This window comes from Enterobacter cloacae complex sp. Mu1197 (assembly GCF_040059225.1).
Lineage (GTDB): Bacteria > Pseudomonadota > Gammaproteobacteria > Enterobacterales > Enterobacteriaceae > Enterobacter > Enterobacter quasiroggenkampii.
Genome location: NZ_CP157375.1, coordinates 3,925,589 through 3,942,168, shown reverse-complemented (window position 1 = coordinate 3,942,168; position 16,580 = coordinate 3,925,589). Strand labels below are relative to the sequence as shown.

Below are 16,580 nucleotides of genomic sequence, written 5' to 3'. Positions count from 1 at the left end.
CGAATATGTTTCCTGGTAAATTTACAACAAATGTTAGAGCGATTTTGCTTGGGTTGCCATTTGTTTTGATCATGTTTTTTCTACCATGTAAATTCGTTTTGGCAAATGGTAATTGCACTGGGCCATCCGGAGGTACAAATAATCTCACTGCAGCGCTTGGTAATATTAATGTGACAAACCCAAGCGACAATGCTGCAGGTAAAGTGATTGCATCAGCTTATTCTTGGTCTCTTCCTGGATATGTAGAGAATTGTTCTTGTACGTCTGGCAATCATGAATGGTACTGGACTACAACTACACAATTAGCCTCTGCAGGTGGAGATAATTGGTTTGTTTATTCTGACTACCTTGATGTGCGCTTATGGATTCAAGATCCAAATTGGTCCGGTGGTAAAATGGCGGTTCCATTTTCCAATGCATTCACTCTGCCGGCGGCAAATACATGTAATCAGAATTTAAACTATGGGAGTAATGCTACGGGATCGCACGGTGTTTTAGATCTTAGGATCAGGAAGCCGTTTATAGGAACAGTAATGTTACCTACATATACGCTGGCAAGCTTGTATTCATGCCTTGCAACGGATAAAACTTGCAATGCGCAAGGTGCACCAACAATTAATTATTCACTCTCCGGAACTGTAACTGTACCTCAAAATTGCACAATCGATGCGGGACAAATCGTCACTATCGATTTTGGTAATATCTGGTCTGGTAAATTCAAGAGCAAAGGGGAAAAACCCGATGGCGTTAACCCCGTGACTAAACAGATTAAAGTACAATGTAATAGTGGTGTTGAAGCGATGGCGAATTTAACTGTTCGCTTTCAGAGCACGCCTGATGCGAATTACCCAGATGCAATTTCCAGTGATAACCCCGATGTGGGGGTGGTGGTTACAGACAGCAACGATAAAGTCATCGAACCTAATACCGGCCTGATCCCGTTCTCACTGGAAAACAGCCAGGCGACGGTAAGCTTTAAAGCTTACCCGGTAAGTACAACAGGCAAAGCCCCAACAGAGGGAAAATTCACCTCTCTGGCTTATATTCGCGTCGACTTTGCGTAAAAGGAACGATCATGCGTCAACATTTATTAAGTAGTTTTCTGCCGCTGGTATTATTTTCCGGACACGCGCTGGCCGATGATTTAGGCTGGGCCAACCTGAGAATGTCGGGGAATATTATTGCCGAAAGCTGCGATATTGGGACAACAAGTGCAGATGTGCATATTGGTGATTTCCCGCAAAACAGTTTTGAAACAGTCGGTGACGTCAGCCCGGCAAAAGGTTTCGATATTAAGTTACTGAATTGCTCCCCAAATATTACGGGTAGCACCATTACCTTCAGCGGGACGGCAGCGGATTCATCCAATACGGATCTGCTGGCGTTAACGGATACCGGCGGTACTGGCGATATGGCGAGTGGGGTGGCAATCCAGATCCTTGATAGCGCAGGAACCCCTGTTGCTCTGAATAACGCGTCGGCTAAGCAACCGCTGGCCGCTGGTGATAATACGCTGCATTTCCAGCTACGCTATAAAGCCACGGCCGTGCCGGTGAAGCCAGGTAATGCAAATTCCGTCATGTATTTTGATATGACCTATCAGTGACAGGTGAACGAATGAAAAAGACATTTACGACCATAGGACTGACACTGTTAGCCACTCTGTCACTGGCATGGCAAAACGCCGCGCAGGCACATGACGGCCAAATCAATATCACCGGTACGATCCAGAGTAACACCTGCATTGTTGATACTGACTCGCAAAATATGACCGTTGATATGGGGAATGTTGCCAGCAAACAATTTTATCAGGCAGGCGCAACTGCGGCGGCACAGTCGTTCGTCATTAAACTGGTTAAATGCGGCGATGCGGCCACTGCCGTTAGCGTCACGTTCAATGGCACTGTCGACGGGCGTGATAATCGTCTGCTGGCAATAGATAAGGGCAGTGCGGCGGCAACAGGAATGGGTATCGCCATTCTTGATTTAAACCGTCAGATCGTCCCGCTCAATACGCAGAGTATTAACTATCCGCTGACGCCGGGAGCGCAGTCAGTCAACCTGAGTTTCTTCGCTGAATATATGGCGAATGGTGATACGGTGAAGGCGGGAGATGCCAATGCCACGGCCACCTTTTTATTGAACTACGCATAATGAAAACGTTATTAGTGGGATTGATGCTCCTGGCTCCCTGTTTTGCCAGTCATGCGGGGGTGGCTATTGGCGGCACCCGTTTTGTCTACGAAGAGAAAAACCCGCAGCTGAATATCACCCTGGAGAACAGCGATGCGCGCCCTTATCTGGTGAAAACACAGATCCTGCAACCCGATACCTTTCCCGGTGCGGAGCGTGGCGCGGTTTCTCCCTTTGTTGCCACCCCCCCGTTGTTTGTTCTGAACGGCGGTAAACAGAATAAAATCCGCCTGGTCTCAGATGGGGGCGCGCTGGCAAAAGATAAAGAGACGCTGTTTGATCTGGTGATCACTGCCATTCCTTCTTCAACGGAGAAAGCATCAGACAATACCGTACAGGTTGCGATCCGCTCACATCTGAAGTTGTTCTATCGGCCGGCAAATTTGCAGGGTAATCCGGAAAAAGCATATCAGCATATAAGCTGGAAGCGCGATGGCGGAGGTGTCACGGTGAAAAACCCTACGCCTTTTTATGTCACCTTGTTTGGCGTCACCGTAAATGGCAATTCAGTGAATAATGCAGGCGTCGTTGCCCCCTTTGGCTCGAGAAAGATGGCCTGGTGTACTGAGGGAGAACGCTGCCTTATTCAGTGGCAGTCTATTAATGATTTCGGTAAAACATTATCGATCCAGCAGATAACGATTTAATACTCTGTCCATAAATAGATAATTATCAGTGTGCAAATATGTTCCTGGGAGATTAACTTAAATCGTATTTATATCGCTTCATGTTATAAATTTATCGATATTTCAGGAAAACCTGCTGGTGTACTGTTGGATACTATTGAACGAATCATGAAAACAGAAAAATTAGATCATCCCGCCATCGTTACCCGTTGGGAAACTGGAGGGAAGACGAGTAGAGAAACGCACTTGTCATCGTCCGAGGCGGTCCTCGGTGCTGTGTCGGCGGCAGAAAGGTGGACCGGGAGTGATATAGCCGCACGAGTAAACCTGCCCTGTCCGGAAGTCGTCAAAATTCTACTCAGTCTGGAGAAGGCTGGCGCGATTTATCAGTTGAATGGTTATTGGATGCTGAAGTCTCAGCCAGGGACTTGTTCGATACCAGACAGCTGGCGCAAATCGCTGCGGTAATTTTTTATATGTGAAATGAATGAATATTTCAATTAATGGCAGTAATAGTTATTATGTTTATGGTTTGAAGCTGTGTATAGAATTGCTTCTGAAACACACCGGTGATATTAATTTTGTCGTCAGCGATGATGCTGATGTTATTTTTTTTGAATTCAGTCATGAGTATCTGTTTGATTGCGAGCGCTGGATACAAAAGAAAAATGGTGTGGTATTGGTTTGTTACAGTGTTGGAGTCTTAAGGACAGCTCAATATTTTCCGGAATGTTTTAGGGATGTATTGTTTTTTGATAAGGAAACCGCACTTTTACATGTTTTAAAGGAATGTCTGAAGCGTGTTGAAAACAAAATTGAGCGTATTGATTCACATTGTGCATTCTGCAAGAAGATGAATCTGTCGAAGCAGCAGGGTAAGCTATTAACCTGCTTTTCTCGGGGGCTGACAACTTTAGAGACAGCCAGGTTAATGAATATTAGCCCAAGAACTGTTTTTTCACACAAATATATTCTCATGCGAAAATTTGGGGTGAATAGTGATTCTCAGCTTTTGAAATTGATTAATTGCTTAACCTTTTTGTAAGTGTGTTTGATCTACCTTAATAAGGGCGCACGCGAGAATCTATTTTTATTGATTATTACCTGGATGACATTATGAACCATTTTGCCAATATCGTTAAAGAAACTATTGCGATTATCGCATTGACTTTGCTATGCGCGTTTGCAGCGCACGCCACCGAACACTCGGATCGCCGTCAGGCGGCACGTGATACGCGACAGGATACCCGGCAGTCGGCGCGCGACACGAAACAGAATTGTGTAGTTAATGATGATAAAAGCAATGGTCAGTGCCGCCAGGATAAACGTCAGACAAAACAAGACGGACGCCAGAAGGCACGAGATATCAAATATTTTTGATGCGTTGTTCTTTTGCAATGATTCCCTTTGTATGTTGCTGCAGGTGCTATGCTTTGCCCGATCCCATCGGGCTTTTTTTTCGCCCACTTAAAATACTGATCGGATTTGCGAGGCGGCTTCCGAGAATGCCCCTTGTCACCTCGCCATAATCGCAGTATCTTCTTGCCGCGCCTGCAAAATCAGGCGTCGGGATTAGCCTCTCGGGTAAAAATACAGGCGGCATAGTAATATGTCGTGCGCACGGTTACACCTCAATGGCGGGCCGGGCGGGGGCGTCGCAAGACGCGCCGGTTTCCTGTAATGCCGGTAAGGCTAACTCCGCTCGGTTCTGCCACCACGAGATTAGCCTCTCGGGTGGCAGATGAAAAAGCAAATTACAGGAGGCTGCCACCATGGCTACAACCCCAACCCAGACTTATCCGTTATTAACCCACCCGTTCTCCCACACCACCGATTTCACCGAGCTGGCGGACTGCTGCGAGCAGTACGCATATTCTCTGGTGGAATGCGACGACATCACCGAAAAGCTGGCGCTGTGCGGGCGTCTATCCGCCTGTCTGGCGCTGCTGCAACCCACGCTGCACGAGCCGATTCCGGCGCAATTAGTCCCGCATTTCACCGTGAACGATCTTCCCGCACGGCTACCCGCGTTCGAGCCGGAGAGCGATCAGCTCGGGCAATACTGTCAGGTCTTAACCCAGCTGTTGATAAGCCGCGCCCTGCCACAGGAGATGGCCCGAGTGATAGAGGATTTACTGTGTGAACTGGTGGGATATTACGCCGATACGCTGAAAGCACCGCGCTGGATAAATACGCCGGAAGGGAATATCGCAATTAACTAAAGTTGTCGTATGTTGCCGGGTGGCGGCTGCGCCTTACCCGGCCTACGCTATTATTTTTCTTCGGTAATGTAACAATATATTTGGCATTTTCTGCACCTTAAAGATGGCTGAAATTAATATAGCCTTAAGCTTCTCCTGACATCATTAATTTTCTTATTTTTATCGGAAATAATACGACAATGAAAAAGCTATTTATTTTACTGGCCGCGATGGCAGGCCTGGCGATGGTCAATTCCGCGATGGCACAAAGCGTCACCGTGGATGTCCCGAGCGGATATAAAGTGGTAATTGTCCCGTCATCCACCACGGTTCCGGAGGCGGTTACCGTCGCGCCAGCACCGTCACAGACGGTGTATGCCGCGCCAGCGCCTGCACCGGTTTATCACCCCCGTGCGCGTCATGTGGCGAGCGTGGCAGAAGGGATGGTGATTGAACATCAGTATGACGATCACCATTGATATTTAAAGAAGGGAAGAGAGAAGGCCGGGCAAACACATTGTCGCCCGGCGAGGTTTTATCAGTGCGTCGCCTGTCCTACCAGACCGCCCGCACCGGCACCGACTGCCGCGCCTTTCAGTACGCTTTTACCGGTCACGGCGGCAGCACCTGCACCCACCGCAGCACCGATTGCGCCACCTTTGCGCGCGGCTTTACCGGTATCGCCGTGTTTCGTCATGGCGCCAACGCCTCCGCCAATCACGGCGCCGCCAACGGTGGATTTCACGTCTTTACCCGTTGCCGCGCCAATCGCCGCACCGGCAATCGCGCCACCTGCGGCTCTGTCCATTGCCATACCAGAGGCGGAGAAAATCAGGGTGCTGATAATCAGCGTCGTTTTAATCAATTTCATAACAGGTCCTTTGTGACTGCTGTAGGTTGATACTCCGCTTCGCTCACCCAGGCTGAGAGAAGCGTCCACGATACTGCCAGCAATACAGGCCCGACCATTAGGCCAATCATGCCCCAGGTCAGCATCCCGCCAATCACGCCCGCCATGATCAGCAGCAGTGAGGTATCGGCTCCGTGCTTGATAAACAGCGGTTTCAGCACGTTATCCAGCGACCCGGCAATAATCGTCCAGATCAGCAGCGAACCACCGGCCCAGTGGTTGCCGGAATAAAACAGCCAGGCCACTGCAGGCAGCATGACGATCACCGGGCCAAGCTGCATCAGGCAGAGCACAAAGATAACGCCGGTGAGCAGCGCACTGGATGGCACCTGACACAGCGCAAGCCCAATCCCGGCAAACGCCGCCTGGATAACGGCGGTCAGCACCACACCCATGGCCACGGCCTGTACGGTTTTACCCGCCAGGATCACTGCATGTTCACCGCGTTCGCGCGCCAGCCGAAAGGCGAACTGACGCAACCCGCGAGCGATGCGCTTCCCGTGGAGATAAAACACCAGGCAGGCAATCAGCATCAAAATACCGTTCACAAACAGGGCGCTGAACTGGGAAAGCTCTTTCATCAGCAACACCGCGAACTTTATTACCCAGGGTTTCAGGGTATGAAGCAGGGTGTCGGCATGGCTCGTGGCAAGTGACTGCCACTTATCATGCAAACGTGCGCCAACCACCGGGATATGACCCAGAAAATCGAGCGCTGGCAGGTGCGTCATATCAAACTGCGTCAGCCATTGCAGGAACTGCTCCATCAGCATCGACAGTACGCCCGCGCTGAAGATCATCGGCAACAGAAAGGTCGCGGCCAGGAACAGCATCATCACGGTAATCGCCAGTGGCCTGCGTCCGCCGGTTTTACGTTCCAGCAGAATAAACAGCGGCCAGGTGGCAATAACAATCAACCCTGCCCACACCACGCTCAGCAGAAACGGGTGCAAAATCCAGATGGCGCAACACAGCAGGGTGAGGATCAGCAGGATGCTAAACAACGTTTGCGGCAAATCGCGCGCGGGTTTTACGGCGTCCATTAATGTGTCACTTCCTGTGCGGGGGCCGGGATGCGCTGATCGTTCAGGTGCACATCCATCTGCGGGAACGGCATCTGGATCTGATTGGCGTCCAGCGCGTTTTTGATGTTTTCCATCAGGTCGTAATAGACATCCCAGTAATGTCTGTTTTCCGTCCATACGCGTACCACGAAGTTGAGTGATGACGGCGCAAACTCACTTAACCGGATGGTGTGGCCTTTGCTGTGCAAAATGCGTGGGTCGAGCATGACCACGGTTTTGAGCACGCTTTTTATGTGTTCAATCGAGGTGTTATAGCCTACGCCCAGGGTGATATCTACGCGGCGCTCTTTCTGACGAGAGAAGTTAGTGATTTCGCTGGCGATGATTTTGCCATTCGGCACTACAACAACTTTGTTGTCTGACGTGCGTAGCGTGGTGGAAAAAATATGCACTTCTTCGATGGTGCCGGCAACAGCGCCAACACTGGCATACTCACCTGCGCGAATCGGTCGCAGCGTCACCAGCAGCACGCCAGCGGCAAAGTTAGCCAGCGAACCCTGTAGCGCCAGACCGATGGCCAAACCTGCCGCACCGATCACGGCGATGATGGAGGATGTTTCCACCCCGATGCGTCCAAGTGCGGCGATGGCCGCAAAGGCCACCATCGTGTAGCGCAGCAGCGCGCTACAGAACTGGGTAATAGTTTTGTCGACGTTGCGGCTGAGCAGCAGACGTTTAAACCCGGCGCTGGTGATCCGCGCGATAAAAACGCCCGTGCAGAGGATAAACACGGCACCAATCAGGTTAATGATGCCCTGTACGATGACGGATTCATTGTTGCTGACCCAGAAAATAAATTGTCTGACGCCAGGGAAAGCTTCGAACTTCATAGCGGAAATCCATAAGGAGGAAATCGCTAGTATATCGAGCGCGGGGCGTGTCCCTGATGGACTAAAAGGTCCAAAAATGGAGGCTGAAATGCCGGGTGGCGCTGCGCTTACCCGGCCTACAAAACCTGAATCGTAGGCCCGGTAAGCGTAGCGCCACCGGGCAATTTGTCAGCGCATTAACCCTGACGCTTATCTTCCGTATTGGTCTCGAAGTCGCTCGCCGCGTGGCGTTCGTGGAGCTGCTCGTTCAGCTCGCCGCTGGTGCGGTTAACGATGCGTCCGCGCTTAACGGCATGGCGATTCGCCACGTCTTTCGCCCAGCGCTGCACGTTGGTGTACTTCTCTGCATCGAGGAACTCGGCGGCGTTGTACACGCTGCCCAGCGCCACGCAGCCGAACCATGGCCAGATGGCGATATCCGCGATGGTGTACTCCTCACCCGCCACGTAGCGACCGCGCGCCAGCTGTTTATCCAGCACGTCGAACAGGCGTTTGGCTTCCATGGTGAAGCGGTCAATCGCGTACTCGATTTTCACCGGGGCATAGTTGTAGAAGTGACCAAAACCGCCGCCGAGGAACGGCGCCGCGCCCTGCAGCCAGAACAGCCAGTTCAGCGTCTCGGTGCGTCCCGCCGGATCTTTCGGCAGGAAGTGGCCGAATTTCTCTGCCAGATAGAGCAGAATATTGCCGGATTCAAAGACGCGCGTTGGCGGGTTCGTGGAGTGGTCACGCAGCGCCGGTATTTTCGAGTTCGGGTTCACCTCAACGAAGCCGCTGGAGAACTGATCGCCCTCGCCGATGCGGATCAACCACGCGTCGTACTCCGCGCCCGTTACGCCCAGCGCCAGCAGCTCTTCGAGCATGATCGTCACTTTCTGGCCGTTCGGTGTGCCGAGCGAGTAAAGCTGCAGCGGGTGCGAACCGACAGGAAGATCTTTCTCATGGGTCGCGCCGGAAATGGGGCGGTTGATGTTGGCGAACGCGCCGCCGTTGTTCTTTTTCCATTCCCACACTTTGGGTGGCTGATAGGTGTTGTCTGACATGTTGGCCTGCCTTTTTTGTGATGTGTTGAGGCAGTGTAGCAGGAGATTTGTGAACCGTTTAACGTTGTGAGCGCAAGCAATTAACCGCTATTCCTTCTGCTGCTTATATATATCAAATCCGGCATAAGCTTAATCGAAAATCGCATTTTCATAACTAATGCGTTAATGGATAAAGCTGCATATGATGCTTCAACATAAATAAAAGATGCAGTCATAAACACTTTATAAGGCAAGGAGTTAGTGAGATGCGCAAGCTTCTGTTATCGGCAGTGGTCGTTTCGATCGCGTTAGGCCTGGCGGGCTGTGATGATGCGAAAAATAAAGAGACCAATACGCCCCCTGCGGCAAAAAGCGACGCGCCAAAAGCGGGCGGTTCGCTGATTATCGGGATGACCTCCGGCGATCCGTTAGCCATGAATCCGCTCTATGCCAGCGACCGTACCACGTTAACCATCATGCAGGCGCTCTATGCCCCGCTCTATAGCTTCAACAACGGTAAGATCGAGTGGGGCCTGGCGGAAAGCCTGACGCCCTCCGCCGATAACCTGAGCTACACCCTGACGTTAAAACCCAACCTGAAATGGCAGGACGGACAGCCGCTGACGGCGGACGACGTGGTCTTTACGTTCAATAAGCTGCTGGATGCCAAACAGCACAGCTTCTTCCGCAGCATGTTCACCTACGGCGGCAAGCCGGTACAGGTAAGCAAGGTTGACGACCGCACCGTTAAGTTCACCTTACCGCAGGTCAGCGCGGCCTTTACCGGCACGCTGGTACAGATCTACCCGATCCCGCAGCACGTGTTCGCTGGTGAAGGCGACCTGGAAAAGAGCAGCAAAAACGATGCACCGGTCGGCTCCGGGCCGTTCAAATTTAAAGAGTACCGCGCCGGACAATATTACGCCCTGACTCGTTTTGATGATTACTGGAACGGCAAAGCGAAGCTTGATTCGGTCACCTACCGTTTCGCCAAAGACAGCAACGCCGCCAACCTGGCGCTGCAAAACGGTGAAATCAACCTCAAGATGGTTGATCCGCAGGATGTGAACCGTCTGAAAAATACCGGTAAGTTTGACTTCGTGGTCTATCCGGAAGGCCGCCTGGCCTATATGACGTTCAACCAGAACGTGCCGGTGATGAAGAGCAAAGAGTTGCGTCAGGCCATTGCTTACGCCATCAACAAAGACGAGCTGACCCAGACCGCGTTTACCTCGCTGGACTATGCTAAACCGGCAACGTCCTTCCTGACGCCCGATACGCTTTACAAGACGGATGACGTCGAGCAGTACAAGTTTGACCTGCAAAAAGCCAAAGACCTGCTCAAGAGCTCCGGCGCGCCGGACAACCTCAAGCTGCGCCTGGCGTATGTGAACACCAACAAAACCCAGGAGAGCATGGCGCTCTATATTCAGCAGGCGCTGAAGGGCATTGGGGTGAGCGTAGAGCTGATGCCGCTGGATTCCAACGCCATGTCCCAGCGCAGCCTCGATATGAACAACACCGCGTGGGAGCTCAACCTGGGCGGCTACATCATGGGCTCCGAGCCGGACGGCTACAAATCGCTGTTCATGAGCAACGAAGCGTATAACTACGCGCACTACAAAAATCCGCAGTTTGATGCCCTGTGGGATAAAGGCGCCGTGGAAACTGACGCCGCGAAACGGGCTGATATCTACAAGCAAATTCAGCAAACGGTGGCGAACGACATGACGTACTACCCGATCGCCTATACCAATGCGACCGTCGCGGTGGACAAGCGTTTTGGCGGTACCGAGGAAGCGGAGCCGAAACCGGTCTATCTGTTCCAGGATCTGTCAAAAATCTATCAGAAATAAGCGATTGCCCCGGCCGTCGGGTCGGGGCCTTGGTAAGGGCATGTCGTGAACACACTTCTCACGCGTCGGCTGCTGCAGCTGCTGCCGATGCTGTTCTTTATTTCGCTGGTGGCGTTTTTGCTGGTCAAGCTCGCGCCTGGCGATCCGGTGGCGGCGTACATTACGCCGCGTATGGCTCCGGAAGATATCGAACGTATCCGCCAGAGCCTGGGGCTGGATAAGCCCCTGGTCACGCAGTACGTCCTGTGGCTGAAAAACGTCCTGCAGGGCGATCTCGGCTATTCGCTGATCTACCACCGCCCGGTGCTGGAGATGATCGGCGAGCGCATTCCGGCCACGCTGGGGCTGATGGGCGCGTCGCTGCTGCTGGCGATCGTGCTGGCCATCCCGCTCGGCCTGCTGGCGGGGGCATTTAAGCACCGCTGGCTGGATCACGTGCTTAATCTGTTTGCCTATATCGGCATCTCGGTGCCGATTTTCTGGTTCGGCATCTTGCTCATTACGGTCTTTGCCGTGCAGCTTAACTGGTTCCCCAGCATGGGGATGCGCACCATCGGCATGGAAGATAATGCGCTGGACGTGCTGCGTCACGGCGTGCTGCCGTGTATTGCCCTCACGTTCTACAACCTCTCCAGTTATGTGCGCTACATCCGCTCCAACACCATCTCGCAGCTCTCGGCCGACTACGTGCAGACCCAGCTGGCTTACGGCGCCACGCGTTCCAGCATTCTGTTCCGCCACGTGCTGAAAAACGTGCTGCTGCCGGTGATCACCCTGTTCGGCCTGTCGTTTGGTGAGCTAATCGTGGGGGCCTATGTGACGGAAAGCGTCTTCTCGTGGCCGGGGATGGGGCTGCTTGGGATCCAGTCGATCGCCTCGCTGGACTACCCGCTGATCATGGCGATCATCATGCTCTCGTCGATGATGCTGATCGTCGGTAACCTGATCGCCGATCTGCTTTATCGCTTCGCCGATCCCCGCATTCGTACGCTGAGGTAACCCGGATGAGCAGACGCTGGCAGCAGGTTCGTCACCAGCTGCGCCGCAATCGTCCGGCGCAGTTCTCCCTGTTTGTGCTTTTTATTTTCGTTGTCGCTGCGCTCTGTGCGGGGTTAAGTCCGTACGATCCGGATCGGCTGGCGCTCGGCGCACGCACGTTACCGCCGGATGCCGCACACTGGTTCGGCACCGACGAGTATGGACGCGACTACTTCACCCGTGCGCTATATGGCGGCCAGATCTCCCTGATGGTCGGTTTTCTCGCCATGCTCTTTTCCACGCTTATCGGTACGGTGGTGGGAACGGTAAGCGGCTATTTTGGCGGCTGGCTGGATAACCTGATGATGCGCGCCGTGGATATCCTGATGGCCATTCCGGCCTTCTTCCTGCTGCTGGTGGTGAATGCTTACCTCAAGCCGGGCGTGGATAACATCATTCTGATCATCAGCCTGCTGACGTGGATGAACATGTCGCGGCTGGTGCGCGCAGAAACCTTATCGGTGAAAGAGCGCGAGTATGTGCTTTATGCCCGCGCGTCGGGGGAAAACCCGCTGCGCATTATCGCGCGCCACATTATTCCCGGCGTGCTGCCGACCATTATCGTGGCCGCCACGCTCAATATCGCCTCGGCCATTCTGATGGAGTCGACGCTCAGCTTCCTTGGGCTCGGCGTGCAGGCACCGGCGGCGTCGTGGGGAAGCATGCTCAACAACGCCCAGTCTTATATTGGCGAAGCGTCGTGGCTGGCGATGTTCCCCGGTATTCTGATCCTGCTGACGGTGTTCAGCTTTAACGTGCTGGGCGATGTGTTCCGCACCGCCTTTGAGCCAGGAGCGAATCGCGATGAGTAACCTGTTAGCGCTTGAGAACCTGCAAACCACCTTCCGCACCCGCGAGGGCGAGGTTCACGCGGTGCGCGGCGTGAGCTTTCAGGTGCAGCCGGGCGAACTTGTCGGCATTGTTGGCGAGTCGGGCTGCGGGAAAAGCGTCACCTGTAAGTCGATCATTCAGCTTCTGGGGAACAATGGACGGATAACCGGCGGCAGCATTCGCTTCCAGAATGACGATCTGGCGCAGAAAACCCCTGCGCAGATGCGCGCCATTCGCGGCAACGAGATCGCGATGATTTTCCAGGATCCGATGACCGCCCTGAACCCGGTGCTGACCATCGGCAAACAGATGGCGGAGATCCTGATGCGCAATAAAGGGCTCACCAAAAAAGCGGCCAAAGCGGCGGCGATCGCCATGCTGGAACAGGTGGGGATTGCCGAGGCCGGGCGCCGATACGACCAGTATCCCCACGAGTTTAGCGGCGGGATGCGCCAGCGGGTGATGATCGCCATTGCGCTCTCCTGCAACCCTAAGCTGCTTATTGCCGATGAGCCGACCACCGCGCTGGACGTCACCATTCAGGCGCAGATCCTGCGTCTGCTGAAAAGCCTGCAACAGCAGACCCAAACCGCTATTCTGCTGATCACCCACGATCTCGGCGTGGTGGCGCAGGTCTGTAGCCGCATGGTGGTGATGTACGGCGGGCTGGTAATGGAAGAGGGGAGCGTGGAAGACATTTTTTATCGCCCTGCGCATCCTTACACCCAGGGGCTGCTGGCCTCGCTGCCGCGCCCGGATGAGGTTAATCAACGTTTATCGCCCATTGAAGGCGCGCCGCCTGGCCTGCTTAACCCGCCGCCGGGCTGTCCCTTCGCCGAACGCTGCCCGAAACGCATGCCCCAGTGTGAACGGCAGCCCGCTTTTTACGCCTTGGGAGAGGGCCATCGCGCCGCCTGCTGGCTATGGGCCGATAAGGAGATTCAGGCATGAGTGAACAACAGGTGCCATTAGTGAGCGTGCGCGATCTGCGCAAACACTATCCGCTTAACGGCGGTTTGCTGCGTAAAGGCGCGGCCGTGAAGGCGGTTGATGGCGTGAGCTTTGATATCCAGCCCGGCGAGACGTTTGGCCTGGTGGGCGAATCCGGCTGCGGGAAATCCACCCTCGGGCGCGCCATCCTGCGCCTCTTCGATATCACTGCGGGCGAAATCCACTTTGCCGGACAGGCGATTGCCCACGCCCGCGAAAAAGAGCTCAAGCCGCTGCGTAAACGGATGCAGGCAATTTTTCAGGACCCTTACTCCTCGCTTAACCCCGGCATGACGGTACGACAGCTGGTGGCCGAGCCGATGCAGATCCACGGCTACAGCCGTGAAGAACAGCGCGAACGGACGGAAACGCTGCTCTACAAAGTCGGGCTGAAGCAGGAGCACCTTGAGCGGTTCCCGCATGAGTTCAGCGGCGGGCAGCGCCAGCGCATCAGTATTGCCCGCGCGTTGTCCGTGCGTCCTGAATTTGTGCTGTGCGATGAGCCGCTCTCGGCGCTGGACGTCTCGGTGCAGGCGCAGGTGGTGAATATTCTGCAGGATCTGCAGCAGGAGCTGGGACTGACCTATCTGTTCATCGCCCACGATCTCTCGATGGTGCGTCATATCTCCAGCCGCATTGGGGTGATGTACCTCGGTAAGCTGGTGGAGGTGGCCCCGGCGAATGAGCTGTATCAGCGTCCGGCGCACCCTTATACCCGCGCGCTGCTGGCGGCGGTTCCCCAGCCCGACCCGCGCATTCGCAACCTCGAAGACGCCACCCTGCGCGGCGAAATGCCCGGCCCTACGTCCGCGCTGCCGGGCTGTAAGTTCTGCAACCGCTGCCCGCATAGCATGCCGGTTTGCCAGACACAGGAGCCAGCGATGCAGGAGATCGCGCCAGGGCATATTGCGGCGTGCTGGTTGTTTAAGATGTGAGCCTTAAACGTGTCGGGTGGCGCTTCGCTTACCCGACCTACAGGGTTTTGTGTTTTGTCGGCCGGGTAAGGCGAATTATTTACCACGCAGGTGTATGATAAACGCTCCTCTGTCAGGTTAATTACAACGTGCAGACGACGACAACCTATAAAAATTGCCGCCTGCCTGTTTTAGGTTGGATACATGCGTAAAGGAACGTTAAGCAGTGATGCGCCATTCGGGACATTGTTAGGCTATGCGCCCGGTGGCGTGGCGATTTACTCTTCAAATTACGGCAGTCTGGACCCGCGAAACTATCCGGAAGACGCGGATTTTCGCAGCTACATCGGCAACGAATACATGGGCCACAAGTGGCAGTGCGTTGAGTTTGCCCGCCGTTTCCTGTTCCTCAACTATGGCTTTGTGTTTACCGACGTCGGCATGGCGTGGGAGATCTTCTCCCTGCGCTTTTTGCGTCAGGTGGTGAACGATAACATTCTGCCCCTTCAGGCTTTTGCCAACGGTTCAAAACGCGCGCCGCGCGCCGGAGCGCTGCTGATCTGGCAAAAGGGCGGCGAGTTTCACGAGACCGGCCACGTGGCGGTGATCACCCAGCTTCTGGACGATAAGGTGCGAATTGCCGAGCAGAACGTCATTCACTCTCCGCTGCCGCTCGGGCAGCAGTGGACGCGCGAGCTGCGCCTGAGCGTGGAGAACGGGTGTTACACCCTCCACGACACCTTCAGCGACACGGAAATTCTCGGCTGGATGATCCAGACCGACGATACGGAACACAGCATTCCCCAGCCGGAAATCGACGGTGAACTGCTGAAAATCAGCGGCGCGCGGCTGAAAAACAAACGTCAGTTCGACGGCAAGTGGCTCAACGAAAATGACGTGCTGCAGCAGGCGTATATTCGCGCCAACGGTCACGTGATCAACAAAGATCCCTGCCAGTACTTCACCATTACCGAAAGCGCCGAGCAGGAGCTGATCAAGGCCACCAACGAACTGCACCTGATGTACCTGCACGCCACGGACAAGGTGCTGAAAGACGACAGCCTGCTGGCGCTTTTCGACATCCCGAAAATCCTCTGGCCGCGCCTGCGCCTCTCCTGGCAGTGGCGTCGTCACCATATGATCACCGGTCGTATGGATTTCTGTATGGATGAGCGCGGCATCAAGGTCTACGAGTACAACGCCGACTCCGCCTCCTGCCATACCGAGGGCGGACTTATCCTTGAGGAGTGGGTGAAAAATGGCTATCGCGGCAACGGGCATAACCCGGCAGAAGGCCTGCTGGAAGAACTGACCGGCGCCTGGAAGCACAGCCACGCCCGGCCTTTCGTCCACATCATGCAGGACAACGATGTCGAAGAGGACTATCACGCGCTCTTTATTCAGCGTTCGCTGATGCAGGCCGGGTTCGAGACCAAAATCCTCCACGGGCTGGGGGCGCTCAGCTGGGATGCCGCCGGACAACTGATTGACGACGAAGGTCGCCACGTCAACTGCGTGTGGAAAACCTGGGCGTGGGAGACGGCGATAGAGCAGATCCGCGAGGTCAGCGAAACCGAATACGCCGCCGTGCCGATCCGGACCGGGCATCCTGAAGGCGAAGTGCGCCTGATTGACGTCCTGCTGCGCCCGGAGGTGCTGGTCTTTGAACCGCTGTGGACCGTCATTCCCGGCAACAAGGCGATTCTTCCGGTGCTGTGGCAACTGTTCCCGAATCACCGTTACCTGCTCGACACCGATTTTGAGGTCAACGATCTGCTGAAGCAGACCGGATATGCCGTCAAGCCGATTGCCGGACGCTGCGGCAGTAATATCGACCTGATTAGCGCCCAGGACGAACTGCTGGATAAATCCAGCGGCAAGTTTGTCGACCGTAAAAACATCTACCAGCAGCTGTGGTGCCTGCCAAACGTCGACGGCAAGTACATTCAGGTCTGTACCTTTACCGTGGGCGGGAACTACGGTGGGACCTGTCTGCGCGGCGATGACTCGCTGGTGGTGAAGAAAGAGAGCGATATTGAGCCGCTGATCGTGGTTAAAGATAAGTAGTTCTTACCCGCAATAAA

Annotated in this window: 19 protein-coding genes; 15 read left to right on the top strand and 4 right to left on the bottom strand. The window is 54.3% G+C overall.

The window, feature by feature from the left end; translation table 11 throughout:
• Positions 1 to 5: 5 nt before the first annotated feature.
• From ABFV38_RS18460 to ABFV38_RS18420, 9 genes are all read left to right on the top strand, one after another.
• Positions 6 to 1,064 (top strand): fimbrial protein, encoded by a 1,059-nt coding sequence (locus ABFV38_RS18460; RefSeq protein WP_348957738.1) that lies wholly within the window; start codon positions 6 to 8, stop codon positions 1,062 to 1,064.
• Between the two features lie 11 nt (positions 1,065 to 1,075).
• Positions 1,076 to 1,606 carry a fimbrial protein gene (locus ABFV38_RS18455; protein WP_348957737.1) on the top strand — a complete coding sequence of 177 codons (531 nt, stop codon included), beginning with the start codon at positions 1,076 to 1,078 and terminating at the stop codon, positions 1,604 to 1,606.
• Between the two features lie 11 nt (positions 1,607 to 1,617).
• Positions 1,618 to 2,154: a fimbrial protein gene (locus ABFV38_RS18450; RefSeq protein ID WP_348957736.1), complete on the top strand. Its 537-nt coding sequence runs from the start codon at positions 1,618 to 1,620 to the stop codon at positions 2,152 to 2,154.
• On the top strand, positions 2,154 to 2,840 hold the full coding sequence (locus tag ABFV38_RS18445; RefSeq protein WP_348957735.1) for a fimbria/pilus periplasmic chaperone: 687 nt from the start codon (positions 2,154 to 2,156) through the stop codon (positions 2,838 to 2,840). The genes ABFV38_RS18450 and ABFV38_RS18445 overlap by 1 nt, the downstream gene beginning before the upstream one ends.
• 126 nt (positions 2,841 to 2,966) lie before the next feature.
• The gene (locus tag ABFV38_RS18440; protein WP_348957734.1) at positions 2,967 to 3,287 is read left to right on the top strand and encodes a hypothetical protein; all 321 of its coding nucleotides are present in this window, start codon (positions 2,967 to 2,969) and stop codon (positions 3,285 to 3,287) included.
• A 19-nt stretch (positions 3,288 to 3,306) separates the two neighbouring features.
• Positions 3,307 to 3,864 carry a LuxR C-terminal-related transcriptional regulator gene (locus tag ABFV38_RS18435; RefSeq protein ID WP_348957733.1) on the top strand — a complete coding sequence of 186 codons (558 nt, stop codon included), beginning with the start codon at positions 3,307 to 3,309 and terminating at the stop codon, positions 3,862 to 3,864.
• 71 nt (positions 3,865 to 3,935) lie between these two features.
• Positions 3,936 to 4,199 (top strand): hypothetical protein, encoded by a 264-nt coding sequence (locus tag ABFV38_RS18430; RefSeq protein WP_348957732.1) that lies wholly within the window; start codon positions 3,936 to 3,938, stop codon positions 4,197 to 4,199.
• Positions 4,200 to 4,591: 392 nt separating this feature from the next.
• The gene (locus tag ABFV38_RS18425) at positions 4,592 to 5,041 is read left to right on the top strand and encodes a hypothetical protein (RefSeq protein WP_348957731.1); all 450 of its coding nucleotides are present in this window, start codon (positions 4,592 to 4,594) and stop codon (positions 5,039 to 5,041) included.
• 179 nt (positions 5,042 to 5,220) lie between these two features.
• Positions 5,221 to 5,499: a hypothetical protein gene (locus tag ABFV38_RS18420; protein WP_348957729.1), complete on the top strand. Its 279-nt coding sequence runs from the start codon at positions 5,221 to 5,223 to the stop codon at positions 5,497 to 5,499.
• Between the two features lie 59 nt (positions 5,500 to 5,558).
• Here ABFV38_RS18420 and ABFV38_RS18415 read toward each other — a convergent pair whose 3' ends face one another.
• From ABFV38_RS18415 to yghU, 4 genes are all read right to left on the bottom strand, one after another.
• On the bottom strand, positions 5,559 to 5,891 hold the full coding sequence (locus ABFV38_RS18415; protein ID WP_348957728.1) for a glycine zipper family protein: 333 nt from the start codon (positions 5,889 to 5,891) through the stop codon (positions 5,559 to 5,561).
• Positions 5,888 to 6,973 (bottom strand): AI-2E family transporter YdiK, encoded by a 1,086-nt coding sequence (gene ydiK / locus ABFV38_RS18410; RefSeq protein WP_348957727.1) that lies wholly within the window; start codon positions 6,971 to 6,973, stop codon positions 5,888 to 5,890. The genes ABFV38_RS18415 and ydiK overlap by 4 nt, the downstream gene beginning before the upstream one ends.
• Positions 6,973 to 7,845, bottom strand: a complete 873-nt coding sequence (mscS, locus tag ABFV38_RS18405; protein WP_348957726.1) for a small-conductance mechanosensitive channel MscS — start codon at positions 7,843 to 7,845, stop codon at positions 6,973 to 6,975. Before mscS ends, ydiK begins: the two co-directional genes overlap by 1 nt.
• Positions 7,846 to 8,021: 176 nt before the next feature.
• A complete protein-coding gene (gene yghU / locus ABFV38_RS18400; protein WP_262765035.1) occupies positions 8,022 to 8,888 on the bottom strand; it encodes a glutathione-dependent disulfide-bond oxidoreductase in 867 nt (288 codons plus the stop codon).
• Positions 8,889 to 9,133: 245 nt separating this feature from the next.
• On the opposite strand from yghU, the gene ABFV38_RS18395 reads away from it, so the two are divergent.
• From ABFV38_RS18395 to gss, 6 genes are all read left to right on the top strand, one after another.
• Entirely contained in the window at positions 9,134 to 10,723 is a 1,590-nt protein-coding gene (locus ABFV38_RS18395; protein ID WP_348957725.1) for an ABC transporter substrate-binding protein, read from the top strand.
• Between the two features lie 45 nt (positions 10,724 to 10,768).
• Complete coding sequence (locus ABFV38_RS18390; protein ID WP_080347320.1) at positions 10,769 to 11,722, top strand: ABC transporter permease; 954 nt, start codon at positions 10,769 to 10,771, stop codon at positions 11,720 to 11,722.
• Between the two features lie 5 nt (positions 11,723 to 11,727).
• On the top strand, positions 11,728 to 12,573 hold the full coding sequence (locus ABFV38_RS18385; protein WP_348957724.1) for an ABC transporter permease: 846 nt from the start codon (positions 11,728 to 11,730) through the stop codon (positions 12,571 to 12,573).
• Positions 12,566 to 13,543, top strand: coding sequence for an ABC transporter ATP-binding protein (locus ABFV38_RS18380; RefSeq protein WP_348957723.1), 978 nt, complete (start codon positions 12,566 to 12,568; stop codon positions 13,541 to 13,543). Before ABFV38_RS18385 ends, ABFV38_RS18380 begins: the two co-directional genes overlap by 8 nt.
• Positions 13,540 to 14,517, top strand: coding sequence for an ABC transporter ATP-binding protein (locus ABFV38_RS18375; protein ID WP_348957722.1), 978 nt, complete (start codon positions 13,540 to 13,542; stop codon positions 14,515 to 14,517). Before ABFV38_RS18380 ends, ABFV38_RS18375 begins: the two co-directional genes overlap by 4 nt.
• Positions 14,518 to 14,700: 183 nt before the next feature.
• A complete protein-coding gene (gene gss / locus ABFV38_RS18370; RefSeq protein WP_348957721.1) occupies positions 14,701 to 16,563 on the top strand; it encodes a bifunctional glutathionylspermidine amidase/synthase in 1,863 nt (620 codons plus the stop codon).
• Positions 16,564 to 16,580: the final 17 nt, after the last annotated feature.

Excerpts from the sequence above, each read along its gene's own strand:
- ABFV38_RS18460 (WP_348957738.1), top strand. The coding sequence starts at position 6 with ATGTTTCCTGGTAAATTTACAACAAATGTTAGAGCGATTTTGCTTGGG.
- ABFV38_RS18455 (WP_348957737.1), top strand. The coding sequence starts at position 1,076 with ATGCGTCAACATTTATTAAGTAGTTTTCTGCCGCTGGTATTATTTTCC.
- ABFV38_RS18450 (WP_348957736.1), top strand. The coding sequence starts at position 1,618 with ATGAAAAAGACATTTACGACCATAGGACTGACACTGTTAGCCACTCTG.
- ABFV38_RS18445 (WP_348957735.1), top strand. The coding sequence starts at position 2,154 with ATGAAAACGTTATTAGTGGGATTGATGCTCCTGGCTCCCTGTTTTGCC.
- ABFV38_RS18435 (WP_348957733.1), top strand. The coding sequence starts at position 3,307 with ATGAATATTTCAATTAATGGCAGTAATAGTTATTATGTTTATGGTTTG.
- ABFV38_RS18430 (WP_348957732.1), top strand. The coding sequence starts at position 3,936 with ATGAACCATTTTGCCAATATCGTTAAAGAAACTATTGCGATTATCGCA.
- ABFV38_RS18425 (WP_348957731.1), top strand. The coding sequence starts at position 4,592 with ATGGCTACAACCCCAACCCAGACTTATCCGTTATTAACCCACCCGTTC.
- ABFV38_RS18420 (WP_348957729.1), top strand. The coding sequence starts at position 5,221 with ATGAAAAAGCTATTTATTTTACTGGCCGCGATGGCAGGCCTGGCGATG.
- ABFV38_RS18415 (WP_348957728.1), bottom strand. The coding sequence starts at position 5,891 with ATGAAATTGATTAAAACGACGCTGATTATCAGCACCCTGATTTTCTCC.
- ydiK (WP_348957727.1), bottom strand. The coding sequence starts at position 6,973 with ATGGACGCCGTAAAACCCGCGCGCGATTTGCCGCAAACGTTGTTTAGC.
- mscS (WP_348957726.1), bottom strand. The coding sequence starts at position 7,845 with ATGAAGTTCGAAGCTTTCCCTGGCGTCAGACAATTTATTTTCTGGGTC.
- yghU (WP_262765035.1), bottom strand. The coding sequence starts at position 8,888 with ATGTCAGACAACACCTATCAGCCACCCAAAGTGTGGGAATGGAAAAAG.
- ABFV38_RS18395 (WP_348957725.1), top strand. The coding sequence starts at position 9,134 with ATGCGCAAGCTTCTGTTATCGGCAGTGGTCGTTTCGATCGCGTTAGGC.
- ABFV38_RS18385 (WP_348957724.1), top strand. The coding sequence starts at position 11,728 with ATGAGCAGACGCTGGCAGCAGGTTCGTCACCAGCTGCGCCGCAATCGT.
- ABFV38_RS18380 (WP_348957723.1), top strand. The coding sequence starts at position 12,566 with ATGAGTAACCTGTTAGCGCTTGAGAACCTGCAAACCACCTTCCGCACC.
- ABFV38_RS18375 (WP_348957722.1), top strand. The coding sequence starts at position 13,540 with ATGAGTGAACAACAGGTGCCATTAGTGAGCGTGCGCGATCTGCGCAAA.
- gss (WP_348957721.1), top strand. The coding sequence starts at position 14,701 with ATGCGTAAAGGAACGTTAAGCAGTGATGCGCCATTCGGGACATTGTTA.